The sequence below is a fragment of the Tumebacillus amylolyticus genome, from assembly GCF_016722965.1.
GTDB lineage: Bacteria > Bacillota > Bacilli > Tumebacillales > Tumebacillaceae > Tumebacillus > Tumebacillus amylolyticus.
The window spans coordinates 94,371-113,575 of the sequence record NZ_JAEQNB010000003.1; the positions used below are offsets into that span (position 1 = coordinate 94,371).

Below are 19,205 nucleotides of genomic sequence, written 5' to 3' on the forward strand. Positions count from 1 at the left end.
CCTATCAGATGTGGGCTTGCACAATGTGGCGGATTTCCGCTTCAAACAACTGCATGAGTCCCTGAATCGTAGCTTCGTGGTAACGTTCCTTCGAGAACTGGAAGCCCATCGAGAGCTTGCCGTCGCGAATCCGACCGCGAATCAAGAGATCAAAATGGTTCTCGCTGTCGGACGGATGGTTCTCGACAAACTGAACGCCCGGCGACCAGTCCAACGTCAGAGAGCGCATGTTGTCGTACTGGCCAAAGAAGTTGTAGCAGACCTCCGGCATCCGGAAGTTGCTGAACAACTCCCGCACGCTCTGCTCTTCGCTCAAGTAGCGCAACATGTTAAACGACGCCCCGCCGTGCGGCAGGTTGCCCAAGTTCTCCACAACTTGCGAAATCGACTCTCGCACCGGTTGGTTCTCGTCAATGCGTGCATAGAACGGATAGACGGAGGTGAACCAGCCCACGGTGCGTTCGAGGTTGATGTCGTCATCCTCGGCGATTTCGTCACGTCCGTGGCCTTCGGTCGCGAGTCCGACCCACTCCTGCCCTGTCCATTTGGCGACGGAGCGAAGCATCGTGGTGAGCAGGACTTCCTTGATCGACGTACTGTAGCGCTCCGTGACTTCGGTTAACAGTTTGGTCGTTGCGTCTTCGTCAATGGAGACAAAAAGTTCGGTGTTGTCCATCATCCGGTTCGGGCCGTTCGGCACATCGACCGGCAACGCGACCTCCCCTGCCACGTCCAAGAACGGTTTCCAGTACGAGAAGGCTCGCTCGCCTTCGGGGCCGTTCATGTGCTTGGTTGTCGAGCGCACCCATGCGTCGTAGGTGCTGGATTTCTGCGGCAACTTCGCTTCTTTACCTTGCTCCAGATGCTCGTAGAGAGAGATCAGGTCGGTGGTCAAGATCCGCGACGACACCATGTCGGTGACGAGATGGTGGATGATAAAAATCAAGCGGGCTTGGCGCTTGCCGAAGTTCAGCAGGGCCGCTTTGACCACCAAGCCGTCCGCGAACTTGATGCTCGCTTTGAGCTCCGCTTCGAGGCGCGTACATTCGGCGAAGACGCCCTCCATGTCCATCTCGGGGAACTCGTGGACTTCCAGTTGAAGCTTGGCTTCCTCCTTGGGGAGGATCGTCTGGATGACTTCGCCGTTCTCAAACGAGTACGTCGCACGGAGCATGTCGTGGTGTTCAAGCAACAAATCCAGCGCTCCTTGCACGTGTTCGGACACGACCGGCTTGCGGATATCGAGAATGAGGGCGAGCAGATAGTATTCACGGTCGGTGTTCTCCAGTTCGAACAGGTGCTGCTGAATCGGGCCGAGCGGCACGACACCGGAGACGGACACTTCTTGCGCATGATCTTCGCGCAAGTAGAGGTCGTTGGTTTCGATGTGGTCGGCAAGTTCGGCGATGGTTTGGTGTTTGAAGAGGTCTTGCGTTTTCACGCGCAGCCCTTCTCGATTGAGCACCGAAACCACCTGCATCGAGATGATCGAGTCACCCCCGACGGAGAAAAAGTTGTCGTGGATGCCGACTTGCTCCCGGTAGAGGCATTTTTCCCACGCGTAGGCGAGTTTGGCTTGCAACTCGTCTTGCGGCGGGACGTAGCCGACTGCTTCGACCTCGATGTCGAGGGAGAGCAGTTTTTTCCGGTCGATCTTGCCGTTGGGGGTCAGCGGCATCTCGTCGAGGGCGACGAAGTGCGACGGTACCATGTAGTCCGGCAAGTGTTTGGCGAGGAAAGCGCGGACGGAGGAGGTGTCCAGGCTGTCTCCCGAAGCTTGGGCTTCTGCGTGCGCGGTCACGTAGGCGATCAACTGGTGACCTCCGCTCGGCAGTTTCGGCGCGACGACAGCGCCGTTTTTGACGGACGGGTGGCGCAGGAGGCTCTCTTCGATCTCCCCGATTTCGATACGGTGGCCGCGGATTTTCACTTGGTCGTCGCGACGTCCGATGAACTCGATGGTTCCGTCCGGTAACAGTCGAGCCAAGTCGCCAGATTTGTAGAGCACCGCTCCCGGCTCCTCCGAGAACGGATGCGGGATGAACGCTTGTTCCGTACGTTCTGCTTGGTTGCGGTAGCCTCTTGCCAACCCGACGCTCTCGATGTGCAACTCGCCCACGGCGTTGACGGGGCACGGCTTGAGGTTCGCGCCGAGGATGTAGATGCGTGTATTCGCAATCGGGGTGCCGATCGGGATGTGAACTTGCTCGTCCGACACCCGATGGTCGATTTCGTACACGGTGGCGCAGACGGTCGATTCGGTCGGGCCGTATGCGTTGACGATGAGGATGCGTTCCCCGAAGCGGCGTTGCCAAGCGCGGACGACTTCACCTTGGAGAGCTTCCCCTGCCACGAAAATGCGCTGGAGCGTCTCGAATTTGCGGAGGTCGTCGTCGCTCAGATGACGGCTCAGTTGGTTGAAGAACACGGTCGGAAGCGTAACGGTCGTCGCCTTCATGCGCTCAACAGCCGCCGTGAAGCCTTCGACGGAGGTACGTTCCTCCTCGCCGAGCAAGTACACATGCGCCCCGTTGAGCAGAGCCGGGAACATCTCCCAGACCGATGCGTCGAACGAGAACGATGCGAATTGAAGGATGATGTCCTGCGTCGAGTACGCGTACCGATCCCGCTTCCACTGTGTCAAGTTGGCGACACCGACGTGGTGCAGTTCCGTCCCCTTCGGCGTGCCGGTGGAGCCGGATGTGTAGATCATGTACGCGAGGTCATGCGGCTCCGTGTTCAAGTCCAGATCGGCGGTCGGCAAGTCGGACGCGAGGTGTTCGAGACAGAGCGTTTTATCGCTGCCTTGAAGGTCGAGAGCTGCGACGGTCGCCTCATGCGTCAGTAAAAGCGCCGCTGCGCTGTCTTCCATCATGAAGCGTACACGGGATTCAGGATAACTCGGGTCAATCGGCACATAGGCGGCACCCGATTTGAGAACACCGAGGATGGCGATCACCGCGTCCACGGAGCGTTCCATGAGCACGCCGACGATAGAGTTTTTGCCGATGCCGCGTGTACGAAGCTCGTGTGCAATCCGGTTGGAGCGTTCGTTTAGCTCGCGGTATGTCAGCGTCTGCTCAGGATCGGAGAGAGCCGGAGCGTCTGCGTGTTTCGCAGCTTGTGCGTAGAACAGCGCCGGGATGGTCTGCTCTGACGGGAAGTCTGCCGTGGTGTCGTTGAGCGCATCGTACAGAGTTTGCTCTTCAACCGTCAGCAAGTTCAACTCGCGAACCGACTGGTTGGCGTCGGCGACATACGCTTCCAGCACTTGACGGTAGCCGTCGAGGAAGCGGTCGATCGTTTCGGCCCGGAAGAGGTCGGTGTTGTATTCAAACAGAACGGTCATCTCGTCGTCCTTGCCGTTGACGATGCAGGAGAGGTCGAACTTGGAGACGTTGTGACCCAATCCGCGCGATTCTTCACCCGGTGCGGTGAAGCGGATCAGTTGATCCTCCGCTTCCTTGCCTTCGGTCACATAGCGATAGGAGAAGAACGTGGTGAAGATCGGCGAACGGCTCATGTCGCGCTCGACGTTCACTTGATCGACCAATTTGTCGAACGGATACGACTGGTGCTCGAACGCATCGAAGCTCTGACCCGTCACTTGCTTTAAGAGATCGCGCAGGGTTTCCACGCTGTTCATGCGAGTGCGGATGACGACCGAGTTTGCGAAAAAGCCCATCGTCGATTCCAGCGCTTCCACCGTACGGCCCATGACCGGCGTCCCGACGAGCAAGTCGTCTTCGCCGCTGAGGTGGTGGAGGAGCATCTTGAACGCAGAGATCAAAAGCATGTACATCGACACGCCTTCACGCTGAGCGAACGTGCGCAGGGACGTTGCCAACTCGTCCGTCAAGTTGAGGCGACCCAAAGCCCCGTTGTAGGTTTGAATTTCCGGTCGCGGGAAATCGGTCGGCAGGTTGAGCACCGGAAGCGGCTTGGCAAGGGTTTGGAGCCAGAACGTCTCTTCCTTCGCCCAGCGGCCGTTTGCTTGCTCAGCTTCGTACCATTCCACATAGTCGATGTACTGCACCGCTTTTTTCATCGCGGGTGCCTGGTTGTTGGCGATCGCATGGTAGGCTTCGAGCAGTTCTTTGCGGAACAAGTCCAAACTCCATCCGTCGGTGATGATGTGCGCTTGGTTGATGTAGAAATGGAACTCGTCGTCGCTTAATTTGAACAACATCGCGCGCAGCAGCGGGCCTTCGGTGAGATTGAACGGAATGTTCTGGTCCTCGATGACGCGCTGTTCGCCGTATCTCATCTGCTCTTCGCGGGTATTGAGACCCGTTCCGTCAAAGTAGACCAGTTGGAACTTCCATTCTGGGCGCACCACTTGGTACGGCTTGCCGTCGATCTCCGTGAACACGGTGCGGAACGCGCTGTGGCGGTCAACCATGAATTGGAGGGCTTGTTCCAGCCATTCGACGTTGACCTGACCCTTGAGCAGATAGTGCGACGGCATGTTGTAAACCGGGGATTCCGGTTGGAATTTGTAGAGGAACCACAGTCTGCGTTGCGTATGGGACAGCGGATAGACTTCCTTGACCTCGGCGGGCTTGATCTCCGCTTCTTCGTCGTCGGCCGCTTCTTGGCGCAAGGAGTCGACGTGGGCGACGAAATCGGAGAACGTCGGGTGCAGGAACACGTCCTTGATCGGGATGTCGATCCCCAGCGCTTTTTGAACCCGCGACTTGATCTGGATCATCATCAGCGAGTCACCGCCGAGCGTCAGGAAGTGGTCATCCGGCTCGACTTTGGAGATGCCGAGGACTTCCTTCCAGAACTGTTCAAGCAAGTCGAGCGTCGGACGAGTGGAGCGTTGTACTTTTTCCTCGACTTGTGCCGTAGCGGCGACTTCTTGGAACGCGCTCGCATCCGGCGCCAGTTGCAAAGCCGGCGTGTCAAACGAAATCCAGTACGATTTGCGCTCAAACGGATAGGTCGGCGCATGTACGCGGCGACGTCTGTAGTCGGCGTCAAACGCGTGCCAGTCCACATTCACCCCGGCTGCAGCCAATTGACCGAGCGAGATCAAGATCGCTTTCCACGGGGACTCTTTGCGGTTCAACGAGCCAACGACCAGCGGAGTTCCATCGGTCATCGTATCGACCATCGTCTTCAGGACGGGGTGCGGACCGACCTCGACAAACGCAGTCACCCCCTGCTTCAGCAGGAATTCAACGCCTTGGGAAAAAAGTACAGGTTCGCGCATATGGCGCCCCCAGTACTGTGCATCGAGAACGACGTTCTCCATCACTTCGGCGGTCAAGTTGGAGACCAGCGGAATGGAAAGCGGCTTGAACTTGATGTTCTGTTCGATATGCTCCTTGAACGGAGCCAAGATCGGGTCCATCAACGGCGAGTGCCCCGCAACCGAGATCGGCAGACGTTTGTGAACGATGTTGTTCGCTTCCAGATGGGTGATCAAGTCTTCAATCGCCGCCACTCGACCGGAGATGACGAACGATTGCGGGGAGTTCTGTGTCGCGATGGAGAGATGTTCGCGATAGTTGTCCAGATAGATCTGGAGCACGTCCCGCTCACAGAGGACGGACACCATGCCGCCCTCTTCCATTTCTTCATGCATCAGTCGCCCGCGCTCCACGAGCAGCGGGATCGCTTCTTCCGGCGTCATCGCACCGCAAATCGTCGCCGCCACGTATTCGCCGAAGCTGTGACCCATTACGATATCCGGCTTGATCCCCCACGACATCCAGAGTTTGGCGACTGCGTATTCCAAAACGAACATCGCAGGCGTGGCAATGTAGATCATGTCCAGTTCGTCTGCGTACATCGGGTTAAACATGTATTGCAAAAAGGGAACCGGGTAGTACGGATCAAGGATGGCGACGCACATATCCACCGCTTCCTTGAACACAGAGGAGCTTTCGTACAATTCCTGCCCCATCCCAGTGTACTGGTTGCCCTGACCGGTAAAAAGAAACGCGAGCTTGGGTGCCTGTTTGCCGACCCGTTGGCGGTACGAGGCCCCGCCGATCACCATCCCGTGCTCCCAAGGCTGTTCCGCCGCTTGACGGCAGAGTTCTTGCAAGTCTTCCTTGGAGGAAGCAACGAGGTTCAGTCGGTGATCAAACTGTTTGCGTCCCACGTGCATCGTGTACGCCAGGTTCGGGAGAGATTGGTTCGGTTCCTGATCCAAGTGTTGGCTCAGTTTCAACGCAGCTTGGCGTACGCCTGCCTCGCTTCGGGCAGACAGGTTGAAGAGATGGTGTGAGCGTTCTACCACTTGCTGTTCGGATTTCAAAGGAGGCCCCTCCTAACTTCGATTGCTTCCTGTTCGTCAGACGGTGCTTCTTCCAAGATCACGTGGGCGTTCGTGCCCCCGATGCCAAATGCACTGACCCCGGCGCGGCGCACACCGTTTTCCGCGTCCCACGGCTTGTGCTCCGTGATGACGTAGAACGGCGACTCCTCCAACTTGCAAGCGGGGTTCGCTTCTTGGAAGTTCAAGCTCGGCGGTAGCTCGCGATGGTGCAGAGCCAGCGCGGTTTTGATCAGTCCGGCGACTCCGGCGGCCGTGTCGAGATGCCCGATGTTGGTCTTGATCGAGCCCAGCGCACAATAGTTTCGGCGGTCGGTGCGTCGGCGGAACACCTCGGTCAACGCCGCGACTTCAATCGGATCGCCCAGCACGGTGCCCGTGCCGTGTGCTTCGATGTAGGTGATATCATCCGGCGTCACACCCGCCGCAGCATGGGCGGCGGCGATGACTTCTGCCTGTCCGCTTTGGCTCGGTGCGGTGTAGCCGATTTTCAAACTGCCATCGTTGTTCAGTGCCGACCCGCGAATCACCGCGTAGATCGGATCGCCGTCACGCACAGCATCGGAAAGTCGTTTCAAGAAAACGACTCCCGCCCCGCTGCCGTCCGCCGTGCCTGTGGACGACTTGTCAAACGCGCGGCAGTGACCGTCTTCGGAATGAACGAAGCCCGGCTCGTACATGTATCCGCGCTTTTGCGGCAACACAATCGTCGCGCCGCCCGCCAGTGCGTAGTCGGATTTGCGATTCAAGAGGCTTTCGCACGCCATGTGGATGGCGACGAGCGAGGTCGAGCACGCCGTGTCGACGAACATACTCTCGCCTTTGAGGTTGAGTTTGTACGAGACGCGGGTGGTGAGGAATCGCGGTTGCGAGGCGATCATCCCTTGGAACACTTCCGAGCGGCTCAAATTCGGAAGTCCGGTGCGCGGCAAATATTCGGAACCGCCGCATCCCCCGTAGACGCTGACTTTGCCGTTGATCCGTTCGACGTTGTAACCCGCGTCTTCAATCGCTTCCCACGAGCATTCGAGGAACAAGCGGTGTTGCGGATGCATCAGGCGCGCTTCTTTCTCCGGGATTCCGAAGAACGAGGCGTCGAACATGTCGATGTCATCCAAGAGCCCTGCGGCGCGAACCAGTTGGGCGCGGGTTTCGGGGTCTTGGTTGAACGGGGTGTCCGCGATCTCCTCCATCGGGAATTCACGCACGGACTCGCGACCGTTCTTCAAATTCTGCCAGAATTCATACGGCGAACTGGCTTCCGGGAAACGAAGGGCAATCCCGATAATCGCAACGGCTTCCTCCTCTCGGGAAGCGTTCGCGGGAACGTCTTGGAAAAAGGCTTGTCCTTCACTCTCGTCTGAGGACGGTGCAAGGGCCTCCGCCAAGGATTGGATCGTCGGGTACTTAAACAGGTCGGTCAGCGGCAAGTCGAGGCTGAGTTTTTCATTCAAGAGAGAATGAACTTTCGCCAGTGCGAACGAGTGCCCCCCGACATCGAAGAAGTTGTCGTCTACGCCGAAGTCGTCGTGTTGCAAGACATCGCGCCAGATGGCTTGGATATCCTGTTGAATCGGAAGTGACGAAAGGGACGAGGAAGCCGGTTTCTCGTGTTCCGCCGCCCGAACAGCAGCTCTTGCCCGTTGCACCTCTGCCTGTTGCTCCCCGATTTCATGCAGGGCTTTGCGGTCGATCTTGCCGTTTGGCGTCACCGGGAACTCCTGCACAGAGATCACGCGCGCCGGGATCATATATTCCGGCAGCGACTGGCGGACGAAGCGTCTCCATTCCTTCGCGGGCAGGTCGGCGTCCGTTTCGAGGTAGGCGACGATTTGGAGGTCGCCGTTCGCGTCGGGGCTTGCCACGACGAGGACGTTTTTGACAAGTTCATGTCGGGCGAGGGTGTTCTCGATCTCTCCGAGTTCGATGCGGAACCCGCGGATCTTGACTTGGTGATCGACCCGTCCGAGGTATTCGAGCTCGCCGTTTTCGTGACGGCGGGCGATGTCCCCCGTTTTGTAGACACGTTGGCCGTCGCGTTCTACGAACACCTCGGCCGTTTTTTCCGGGTTGTTCAAGTAGCGCGCCGCAAGACCGGGACCTGCGATGTAGATTTCACCGGGCTCTCCGTCCGCAACTTCTTCGCGGTTTTCGTCCAGCAGATAAAACGTCAGGTCCCCCAGCGGCAAGCCGATCGGACTGCCCTTCCACACGGTGTCCACGTCAACGCGTGAAATCGGACGGTAGGTGGCATGAACGGTCGTTTCGGTGATGCCGTACATATTTACCAGTTGCGGTCCGTTCGGGTAGCGTTCGAGGAACGGGCGCAAGTGCGTGAAATTCAACGCTTCTCCGCCGAAGATCACGTAACGCAGACGGCCCAACAGGCCGGAAGCGCTTTTTTCATCCGCTTCGATGAGGCGGTAGAAAGCGGACGGCGTTTGGTTCAGCACGGTGACGCGCTCGCGGACGAGCAGGTCGTAGAAGTCGGACGTCGATTGGGCGATGACTTTCGGAACGATCACCACACGTCCTCCGTAGAGCAGAGCCCCGTACAACTCCCAGACGGAGAAGTCGAAGCAGTAGGAATGGAACATCGTCCAGACGTCGTCACCGCCAAAGTTATAGTCAGGTTGCGTGACGTCCATGAGGCGCAGAACGTTGTGATGGGTGAGCAACACACCCTTGGGCTTGCCTGTGGAGCCGGATGTGTAGATCGCGTAGATGAGACTGTCAGATTCGATCACAGAGTCCGGATTGGTCTCCTGCATCGTCGCGAGTTCGTCCGCATCGCGGTCAAGCAGAAGCGTCACGCCTTGGAACGCTTGTAAAAGTTCCGGCGCCGCGCTCGTGGTGAGCAGGTGGTTCGCTTCGCTGTTCTCCACGATGTACGTGATGCGCTCCTCCGGATAATCCGGGTCGACCGGGATGTAGACACCGCCCGCTTTGACAACGCCGAGAATCGAAGCGATCATCTGCGGGGTGCGGTCCAGAACGAGGACGACGGGAGTTCCCGCCCCGACTCCTTGCTGGCGAAGCTTGTGAGCGATCCGATTCGCTTCGGCGTTCAAACGCTCATACGTCCACGACGTGCCTTCGCAAGTCAAGGCCACGTTCTGCGGCGTCAGGGCCGCTTGGCGTTCGAAGCGCGTTTGCACTGTGTCGCGCTCTTGATTTGACTCCTCCACTCGGCGGAATGCATCGTCGAGCGGTGCCGTCGGGTGAGACGCGATGGCATGCAGCGCTTTTTCGACCCCCTCGGCGAAGTGTCGGACCGTTTCCTGTTTGAACAGGTCGGTGTTGTATTCAAATCGTAGACGCAGGTCGTCGCCCGCATCGCTTACATTGATCGTCAAATCAAACTTGGAGATTTCATGAGTATCCGGCACCAACGGTTCGTACATCGGGGACATCGCCTCCAAGAACTGACGGTACGTGAACACCGTCGAGAAAATCGGGGTCCGACTCAAGTCTCGCTCCGGGTTCAACTTCTCAATCAACAGGTCGAACGGATACGCCTGATGCTCATAAGCGGTCAGGAACTGTTCTTTCACCACTTGCATGAGGTCTTGAACGAGTTCCACCCCGTCCAATCGAGTCCGAATCGCCAGCGTGTTGACGAAGAACCCGACCACCGATTCCAACGATTCGTTCAACCGCCCCGCAATCGGAGTGCCGACGATGAGGTCTCGCTGCTTTGTCTCTTGGTTCAGGAACAGCACATACCCTGCGAGCAACAGCATGAACAGAGAGTACTCGCCGTCGGCCGAACGCGTGCGCAGAGCAGCCGTGAGTTCGCGCGGCAGAGTCATCCAAATCGCGTCTCCGTGGTCCGTTCGCACGTCGGGACGCGGGAAGTCGGTCGGTAGTTCCAGCATCGGAAGCGGTTTGGCGAGCGCGGTCAACCAGTAGGACTCGTCTCCTCGCCCTCTGTCGGTGGAGAGTTCCTGCTCTTGCCACTCGGCGTAATCGGTGTATTGCAACGGAAGTTCTGCCAATTGCGGCTCTTCCCCCGCCAGCAACGCTTCGTAGAGCACGCCGTGTTCGCGGGCGATCAACTCGTTGCTCCAACCGTCCGTGATGATGTGGTGCAAGTTCAAGTAGAAGTGATAGAGCCCTTCCTCTCTCTTGAACAGCATCACGCGCACCAACGGGCCGCGCTTGAGGTCGAACGGCTTGCTTTCGCTTAGTGCGATCGTCTCGCGGATGTAGTGCAATTGCTCCTCCTCGGAGAAACTCGTCAGGTCTTTGTAGAACAAGCGCACCGGAGAGGTCGGCAACACTTTCTGCCTCGGTTCTCCGCCCACTTCTACGAAAACGGTTCGCAGAGCATCGTGGCGAGCGATCAATTGGAGCGTCGCTTTTTCAAAAAGTTTGACGTTGAGGTCTCGCTTGATCAAGATTTCCAGCGGGACGTTGTACGCGCGGGAGTTCGGATCAAGCTTGTAGGTGAACCAGAGGCGTTTCTGGGCGTTGGACAGAGCGTACTGCTCTTGGATAGGTGCTTTCGGGATCTCAAGTCGTGTGTGGGTCGTGCCGGAGCTGAGGAGGTCGTCGATGTAGGGGGACAATTCGGCAATCGTCGGGTAGGTGAAGAGGTCCTTGAGCGCAAGTCCCGCGTTCAGTTCGCTCTGGATCCGATTGAGAGTCTGGATGGCAAGCAAGGAATGACCTCCGAGGTCAAAAAAGTTGTCATGGACGCCAACTTGTTCCCGCTTGAGCAGATCGGACCAAATGCCTGCCAAAATCTCTTCGGTCGCCGTCGTCGGAGCGGTGTACTCCGAAACCGTTTCAAACGCATCTTGTGACGCGATGTACTCCAATGCTTTGCGGTCGACCTTGCCGTTTGGAGTCAGCGGCATGACGGCGAGCTGCACGAGGCGCGGCGGCACCATGTAATCCGGCAGTTTGGTGCGCAGATGGTCTTTGATGGCGGAGGCATCGAGGTCGCCGTCCGCTGTATAGTAGCCAAAAAGGGCTTTGTTCCCGTCCGGGCCGGTGCGTGCGATCACGGCGGCGAGTTCCAGCGCGGGGTATTGGGTCAGGGCTTCCTCGATCTCACCGAGTTCGATGCGGAAGCCGCGAATCTTCACTTGGTTGTCCACACGGCCGAGGAATTCGATCGTGCCGTCAGACAAGAGGCGTACGGCGTCACCTGTGCGATACAAACGCTCGCCGATGCTATTCGGCAGATGGTTCGGAACGAACGACTCTGCCGTTTTTTCCGGCTTGTTGTGATAGCCGAGCGCCAGTTGCACGCCTCCGACGTAGAGCTCGCCCTTGACGTTGATCGGGCAGAGAACGCCGTGAGCATTCAGAACGTATAAGTGCGTATTGGCAAGCGGTTTGCCTATGGTGATCAGAGATTGCGAACCTTCGTAGACCGCGCCGGACACGTCGACGGCCGCTTCGGTCGGGCCGTAGAGGTTGGCGAGTTTCGTCCCCGTCGGGTAGAGCGTGAACCATTGCTCGACCAATTTCGAGGGGAGCGCTTCGCCGGATACGATGATCGAACGCAACAACGGGCGTTCAATCGGCGCCATCTCTTGGAGAGCGGAGACGACGACAGCCAGCAACGACGGAACAAATTGCATGTACGTGGCCCGTTCCTGTACCAGTTGCCTCATCAAGCGTTTCGGATCAAGTACGATGTCTTGCGGCATAATCGACAGCGTTGCGCCGTGACGCAGCGGCCAGAACAGCTCGATCACAGAGTCATCGAAGCAAACGGTCGTGCGCTGGATGATGACATCGTTCGGCGTTGCCCGGAACGTATCTTGGTGCCAGTTCAGGCGGTTGAGGATCGCGCGATGTTGGATGAGCACGCCTTTGGGCTGTCCCGTGGAGCCGGACGTATAGATCATATACGCGAGGTCGTCAGCAGTTCCGATGGATGCAGGCAGAGTCTTCGGCTGGTTCGCGAGGTCGTTCCAGACCACCGACAGTACGTTTTCAGCGTCGAGATGCGGTGCTTCCGACAGCGATTCTTCCAACAAGATCACCGCTTGCAACGCCTCCGTCGCTTCCACTTGATCCAAGTACATTTCCTTCGTCAACAGGATGTGAGCCCCGCTGTCTTGGAGCATGTACTGGATGCGTTGCGCCGGATATTCCGGGTCGATCGGCACATACGCCGCGCCCGACTTGAGAATGCCGTACAGCCCCACCACCATCTCCACACTGCGCTCCATCATGATCGCGACCAACTGATTTCGCTGAACCCCTTGCGAGCGCAAGTAGTGCGCCAGTTGGTTCGAACGTTCATGAAGTTCCCCATATGTCATCGTGCGCCCGACACTGGGATCGGACAACGCGATCCGCTCAGGGTGAGCTTCGGCCTGCTCCACGAACGCCTCGACCAGCAGGTGTTCATTGTCATACCCCACCGCCGTCTCGTTCATCTCGGCATACACGCGCTCATCTGCTTCTGTTAAAAGTGTCAGCGACCTCAGCGGCGCTTCCAGATCGGACACGAAGCCCGCCACCACTTGCAGGAACAGAGTTGTGAACTTCTGTGCAGTCTCAGGCTTGAAGAGATCGGTGTTGTATTGCAGGAACAGTTGGCAGTCCTTGCCCTCGAAGTCCATCAATGTCATCTGCATATCGAACTTCGACGTCATCGTCTCAAAGGCGTTGTCCGCCAACTCCAACGAGTAATGCTCCCCGTGGCGCACATCCGCTTGCCCGACTTCCAACTGGAACATCGTCGAGAAAATCGGCGGACGGCTCATGTCGCGCTCCGGGTTCAAACGCTCGATCAGCAAGTCGAACGGCACCGACTGGTTCTGGAATGCCTCCACTTGCAGACGCTTGATCTCTTGCACCAACTCGCGAACCGTCGTGATGCCCTCCGTCCGCACACGAATTCCCAGTGTGTTGACGAAGAAGCCGAGCGTTCCGCTCAATTGCTCATTCAAACGTCCGGCAATCGGCACCCCGACGATCAGATCGTCCTGCCCCGTCAAATGGTTCAGCAGGTGAACATAGGCGGCGAACAGGAACATGAACATCGAGAGGTCTTCTTGCTTCGCGAGGTTGCGCACCCGCTCGATCAGTTCGCTTGGCAACACCTCGGTGACGAGAGCGCCGCTGTACGTCTGCACCTCAGGGCGAGGGAAGTCGGTCGGCAATTCCAGAACAGGCAGCGGCTTGGCAAGTGTTTTCAGCCAATACTCTTGTTCTTGTTCAAAAACGCCCGCTTCCGCTTGAGCGGCTTGCCATTCGGCGTAGTCCTCATATTGCAACTCCACCGGAGCCAAGTTCGGCTCGCGGCCTTCGACCAGAGCCGAGTAGATCAAGTGCAACTCCTTGCCAAACAGGTCCCGACTCCACGCATCGGTGATGATGTGGTGCATCTGGAGCAAGAAACGATACTCCCGCTCTCCCGTTTGGAACAGGAAGCAACGCAGCAACGGACCTTCGCCCAAATTGAACGGCATGGGCTCCGTCTCGCGCAACTTGGCACGCAATCGAGCTTCCTGGTCTCCCGCTTCGAAGTTCGTCCAATCTTCATACACCAAACGGAACGGCGACGTCTCCTGCACGAACTGACGCGGCAGACCGTCCACTTCGCGGAACACCGTCCGAAGCGCACTGTGTCGGCGAACCATTTCTTGCAGAGCTTGGTCAAATACGTTTACATCGATGTCACCCGTCAACACGAGGTTGAAATACACATTGTACGCCGTGTTCTCCGGGTCGAACTTGTAGAGGAACCACAGGCGTTTCTGCGCGTGTGACAGTTCGTAATGCTCTTGCTTGGGTGCCCGTTCGATGCGAACTTCTGCGGAACTCTCCCCCGCTCCCAGCAGGGAATCCACATGTGCCGCCAATCCGGCGACGGTCGGGTTCGCGAACAAGTCCTTGAGTTCAAGCGCGACATCCATCGTCGTGCGAATACGACTGTGCATCAACATCAACGTCAGCGAGTGACCGCCGAGTTCGAAGAAGTTGTCACGCACCGAAATTTCGTCCTTGCGCAACAGTTGCTTCCAAATCTCCGCCAACCGCTCTTCCGTCTGCGTCGAAGGTTGGACAAAAGCGTCCTTGGCCTCTTCGAAGCCTTCGTCCGTCGCCATCTGCACCAGCACTTTGCGATCCACCTTGCCATTGGGGGTCTGCGGGAGTTTGTCGAGTTGGACGAGGAACGCCGGCACCATGTACGGCGGGACTTTTTCCCCGAGGTACGCTTTGATTTCCGCGACGTCGAGTTGCGGCTTGGACGACGTGAAGTACGCGACCAGTGTGTTGTTGCCGTCCGATTCGGCGTGAACGATCACACCAACGCCGTTCACATCTCGATGCTGGCTCAGCACTTCTTCGATTTCGCCCAGTTCGATGCGGAAGCCGCGGACTTTGACTTGGGAGTCCTTGCGCCCGACGTACTCCAGCATGCCGTCGCGGCGGACGCGAACGAGGTCCCCCGTGCGGTAGAGGCGGTCTCCGGGAGTGTTCGGCAGATGGTTCGGGATGAACGACTCTGCCGTTTTTTCCGGGAGGTTGAGGTAACCGTCTGCCAGTTGCACGCCGCCAATGTGCAGTTCGCCGATCACGCCGACCGGGCAGAGATTGCCGGCGCGGTCGAGGACGTAGCATTGGTTGTTCGGCATGACACGGCCCATCGGGATGGTGCCGGATTGCGGACCGTTCAATTTGTTGATCGTCACGTCGACGGTGGCTTCGGTCGGGCCGTATTGGTTGATCAATTGCGCCTGTGTCCCGAACAGTTCGTACCAGAGGTTGACCGACTTCGGCGTCAACGCTTCCCCGCCGTTGATCACATAGCGGAGCGACGGAATGCTCGCTTGGGAACCTCCCATCTCTTGCAAACCCGCCACGAAACTGGTGAACAGGGTCGGTACAAATTTCATATAGGAGATCTTCTCTGCGATCATCGTCTCTCGCAGGCGGTAGGCATCGACGACGACTTCCGTGGGGACGATCACGATGCGGGCTCCGTGGTGCAACGGCCAAAACAGTTCGGGCACGGAAGCATCGAAGCAGACCGAAGCTCGTTGACCGACGCAGTCGTTCTCGGTGATCGGCTGCATCTCTTGCCACCAGTGCAACATGTTGGTGAGCGCGCGGTGGGAGAGCATCGTGCCTTTGGGCTTGCCGGTTGAGCCGGACGTGTAAATCAGGTAGGCGAGGTCGCCCGGGACGTTGATCAAGTTCGGAGTGGTCGCTGACGCAAGCGCTGTGATCTCTTGCCAGGTCACAATGCGCTTACGAGCTAGTTCTACAGACGCTGCGTCTGCTTTCGTCGCGAGTTCTGATTCATCAAGCAGGAGGATCGTCTCCAGCGACGGCACTTCATCTCGCACAGCTTGCAAATGCGTCAAACAATTGCCCTTGGTCAGAACGACACGCGACGCCGCGTCTGCCAGCGTATATTGAATGCGCCATTCGGGGTATTCGGGGTCGATCGGCACATACGCGGCTCCCGCTTTCATGATGCCGTAGATTCCAACGAGGGTTTCCAGACTGCGCTCCATGAGCAGTGCGACGAGGTCGTTGCGCCCGATGCCCTGTGCGCGAAGGAAGTTCGCCACACGGTTCGAGCGTTCGTGAAACTCGCCGTAGGTCATCGACTGCCCCTCATATCGCACGGCGATCCGTTCCGGATGCATCTCCGCCCGCTCATTGAACAGATCCATCGCCAAACGAGTGCTGTACGCCCGTTCGGTGTCGTTCATCTCCTTGATCATTTCAAGGTCGCGAGCCGTGAGAAGTTTCGGTTCGTACAAACCCTGTTCCAAATTCGGCAGGACGGACGCGAGGAGGAGTTGGAATTGTTCCGCCACGTTCTGCACGGTTTCTTCCTGCAACAGCGCGGTGTTGTATTCGATCATCACTTTCAGACCTTGGTCGTTCTCCATGACTTTGAGCATCATGTCAAACTTGCTGGACTGGCGATGGACGGTCGGCTCCGACATTTCCAAGCCCGGCAGATGCAGTCCGGACGGAGCATTCGGAAAGACGAACTGAACGGAGAACAGCGCCGGACGGCTCAAATCGCGCTCCGGCTGGACTTTCTCCACCAGCAGGTCGAACGGGTAGGACTGGCGGTCGAACGCTTCCAAGCAACGCTCTTTGACCTGTTGCAGCAGAGAGCGGAACGTCTCGTTTTCACCGAATCTCACGCGGATCGCCAGCGTGTTGATGAACACCCCGAGCAACGATTCCAATTCGCGCGTGGTGCGAGTGGCAATCGGAGTGCCGACGATGATGTCGTCATCTCCGCTCAAGCGATGCAAGAGCAGGTGGTAGACGGCGAGCATCACGATGTACAGCGACGTCCCCTCTCGTTCTGCTACTTGCCGGGCCAAGTCGGACAGCGCGGAGTCCAATTGCCATTCCAAAACGGCGCCTTCGTCGCTCATCACCGCCGGACGGTCGAAGTCGAGCGGCAAGTTCAGCACAGGCAGAGGTTTCGCCAACTGCTCCGTCCAATACGCTTCTTCCTCTTGGTACGCGCCCGCGGCAATCTGCTCGTTTTGCCAGACGGCGTAATCGACGTGAGAGATCGCCAAGGCTTCCAAGTCTGCATCTTGTCCGTGCAGGAGAGCATGGTAGAATTCCGCGACCTCTTGGATCAGCAAGCGTATGCTGGTGCCGTCTGCGATGATGTGGTGGAAATTGATATAGAATTTGTGCTCGTCATCGCTGATGCGAAACAGCTTCGTGCGCATAAGCGGTGCTTCGGAGAGTGTGAACGCCGTGCGGGCATCGTGGTCGATCCACTTTTGCATCTGCGTTTCTTGCTCCCCGCGTGGTTGAGCGGACAAGTCTTCATAGGGAACTGTCACTTGCACTTCTTCCAACACGACTTGGCACGGCACTCCGTCTTCTTCCAAGAACAGAGTACGCAGTGCATCTTGGCGTGCGGTGACGGAGTTCAGCGCTTTTTCCAACGCTTCTCGGTTCAGTTCGCCCTTGAACGTCACGCTGTACGGCATGTTGTAGGAAGAGTTTTGCAGGTCGAGTTGCTGTTGGAACCAGATTCGGCTCTGGGCATTGGACAGCGGGTACGCGTCTTGCTTTGGTCGGCGAGGGATCGAGGTTTCGCGCGTGAGTTTCCCCGCTTGGGTCAGACCGTCGAGATGGGCCGCCAAGTCTTGGATCGTGAGGTGTTGGAACAACTCGTTCAGCTTAACTTGCAAGGAGGTTGCTTCCTTGATGCGCGCCAGAACTTGCATCGCCAGCAAGGAGTGGCCACCCAAGGCAAAAAAGCTGTCGAGTGCGCCCACTTTTTCAACTTTCAAAACGTCCGACCAGATCGAAGCAAGCAGGTGCTCCGTCTCCGTCGTCGGTGCAACATACGTGCTGCCGAGCGTCGGCTTGGCTGCTACGGCCAAGGCTTGCAGAGCTTTGCGGTCGATCTTGCCGTTTGGCAAAAGCGGCATCTCGTGGAGGGCATGGAATTGAGACGGGATCATCACGTCCGGAAGTTTCTGTTGCAGAGAAGCACGGAGTTTCTCAACGGTTAACTTGTCTGCGTCTGTTACCTCGGTGAAGTAGGCAATCAGGGTGTGATCTCCCTCCTCCTCCGAACGCGCCACCACGACTCCTTCCCGGATGCCGTTCAATTGGGTCAACGCCGCTTCAATCTCGCCAAGTTCTACGCGAATCCCGCGCACTTTGACTTGGTTGTCCCGACGCCCGATGTACTCCACCGAGCCGTCCGACAAGTAACGTCCGAGGTCGCCGGTGCGATAGACACGATCCGGATGGGCGGAGTTCGGATTCAACGGGTTCTGCAAAAAAACGTCTGCCGTCAGTTCCGGGCGCTGGTAATACCCGAGCGACAGGAACGGACTGCGAATGTAGATCTCCCCGACTTGCCCGATCCCGCAGAGCTTTTGCTTTTCATTGAGAATCAGCGCCGCCGCGCCTTTCATCGCTTTGCCGACCGGAATCGACTTGCCCTCGGGAGGTACTTTTTCAATGCGATGGAACATCTTGATCATCGTAGTTTCTGTCGAGCCGTAGAGGTTCACAAGTTGGATTCGCGTTCCGAAGATGTCCATCCATTGACGAACATGTTTAACTTCGAGCACTTCCCCCGCCATCAAGATCTGGCGCAAGTGCGGGAACTTTGCGGCGCGGTCACTCGGTTTCAACGCTTGCAATTCCGCCAGAATCTGACGGAACACCGAAGGAACGCAGTGAACCAACGTCAGCCGCTCCGTCTCGATCCAGTTCACCAACGCTTCACGGTCTTGCAACACCTCTTGCGGCGGCAAGCAAACGGTGCCGCCTGAACAGAGCGGGACAAACAGGTCGCGCAAACTCGCGTCAAACGACAGCGCGGCAAATTGGCTCACGCGGTCTTCGGCCCCGATGCCAAACTCTTCAATTTCCCACGAGATAAAATGCGCGAGGCTCTTGTGACAGCCCATGACTCCCTTTGGCCGCCCCGTTGAGCCGGATGTGTAATACATATAGTTGAGGTCTCCCGGCTCGTTTCGAAGCTCGGGGTTCTCATTGGAATGTTTGCCTGTCTCGTCAAACTGCGACGTGACCAGCACGTTGACATCCTGAGGAATTTCAAGCTGCGCTTGCAAGGAAGGTTGGGTGATCAACCACGAAGGTGAAACTTCAGACATGATCATCGCGAGGCGGTCGTGCGGATACTTCGGATCGAGCGGGACGAAAGCGGCCCCCGCTTTTAACACCCCGAGCAAGGACACGACCATCTCGATGCTGCGCTCCAACAAGATCGCAACCGGTTCGCAACGCTTCACGTTCTGGGCCAAAAGGAAATGTGCCAGAGAGTTCGCACGTGCGTTCAACTCCCCGTACGTCACTGCTTGAGAACCGAACGAGACCGCGACCCGATCCGGGAATTGCGCGGCCTGTTCAGAAAACATGTGGTGTATATATTGCTGGTTCAGCACGGTCATCTCCAACCCCC

2 protein-coding genes are annotated in these 19,205 nt (G+C 57.7%); both read right to left on the bottom strand.

Features of this window, described 5'->3' with window-relative positions:
• Positions 1 to 4 precede the first annotated feature (4 nt).
• Entirely contained in the window at positions 5 to 6,271 is a 6,267-nt protein-coding gene (locus tag JJB07_RS10570) for a non-ribosomal peptide synthetase (RefSeq protein ID WP_201634764.1), read from the bottom strand.
• A complete protein-coding gene (locus JJB07_RS10575; RefSeq protein WP_201634766.1) occupies positions 6,268 to 19,194 on the bottom strand; it encodes a non-ribosomal peptide synthetase in 12,927 nt (4,308 codons plus the stop codon). Before JJB07_RS10575 ends, JJB07_RS10570 begins: the two co-directional genes overlap by 4 nt.
• Positions 19,195 to 19,205 lie beyond the last annotated feature (11 nt).

Coding starts and splice junctions, on each gene's coding strand:
- JJB07_RS10575 (WP_201634766.1), bottom strand. CDS start 19,194: ATGACCGTGCTGAACCAGCAATATATACACCACATGTTTTCTGAACAG.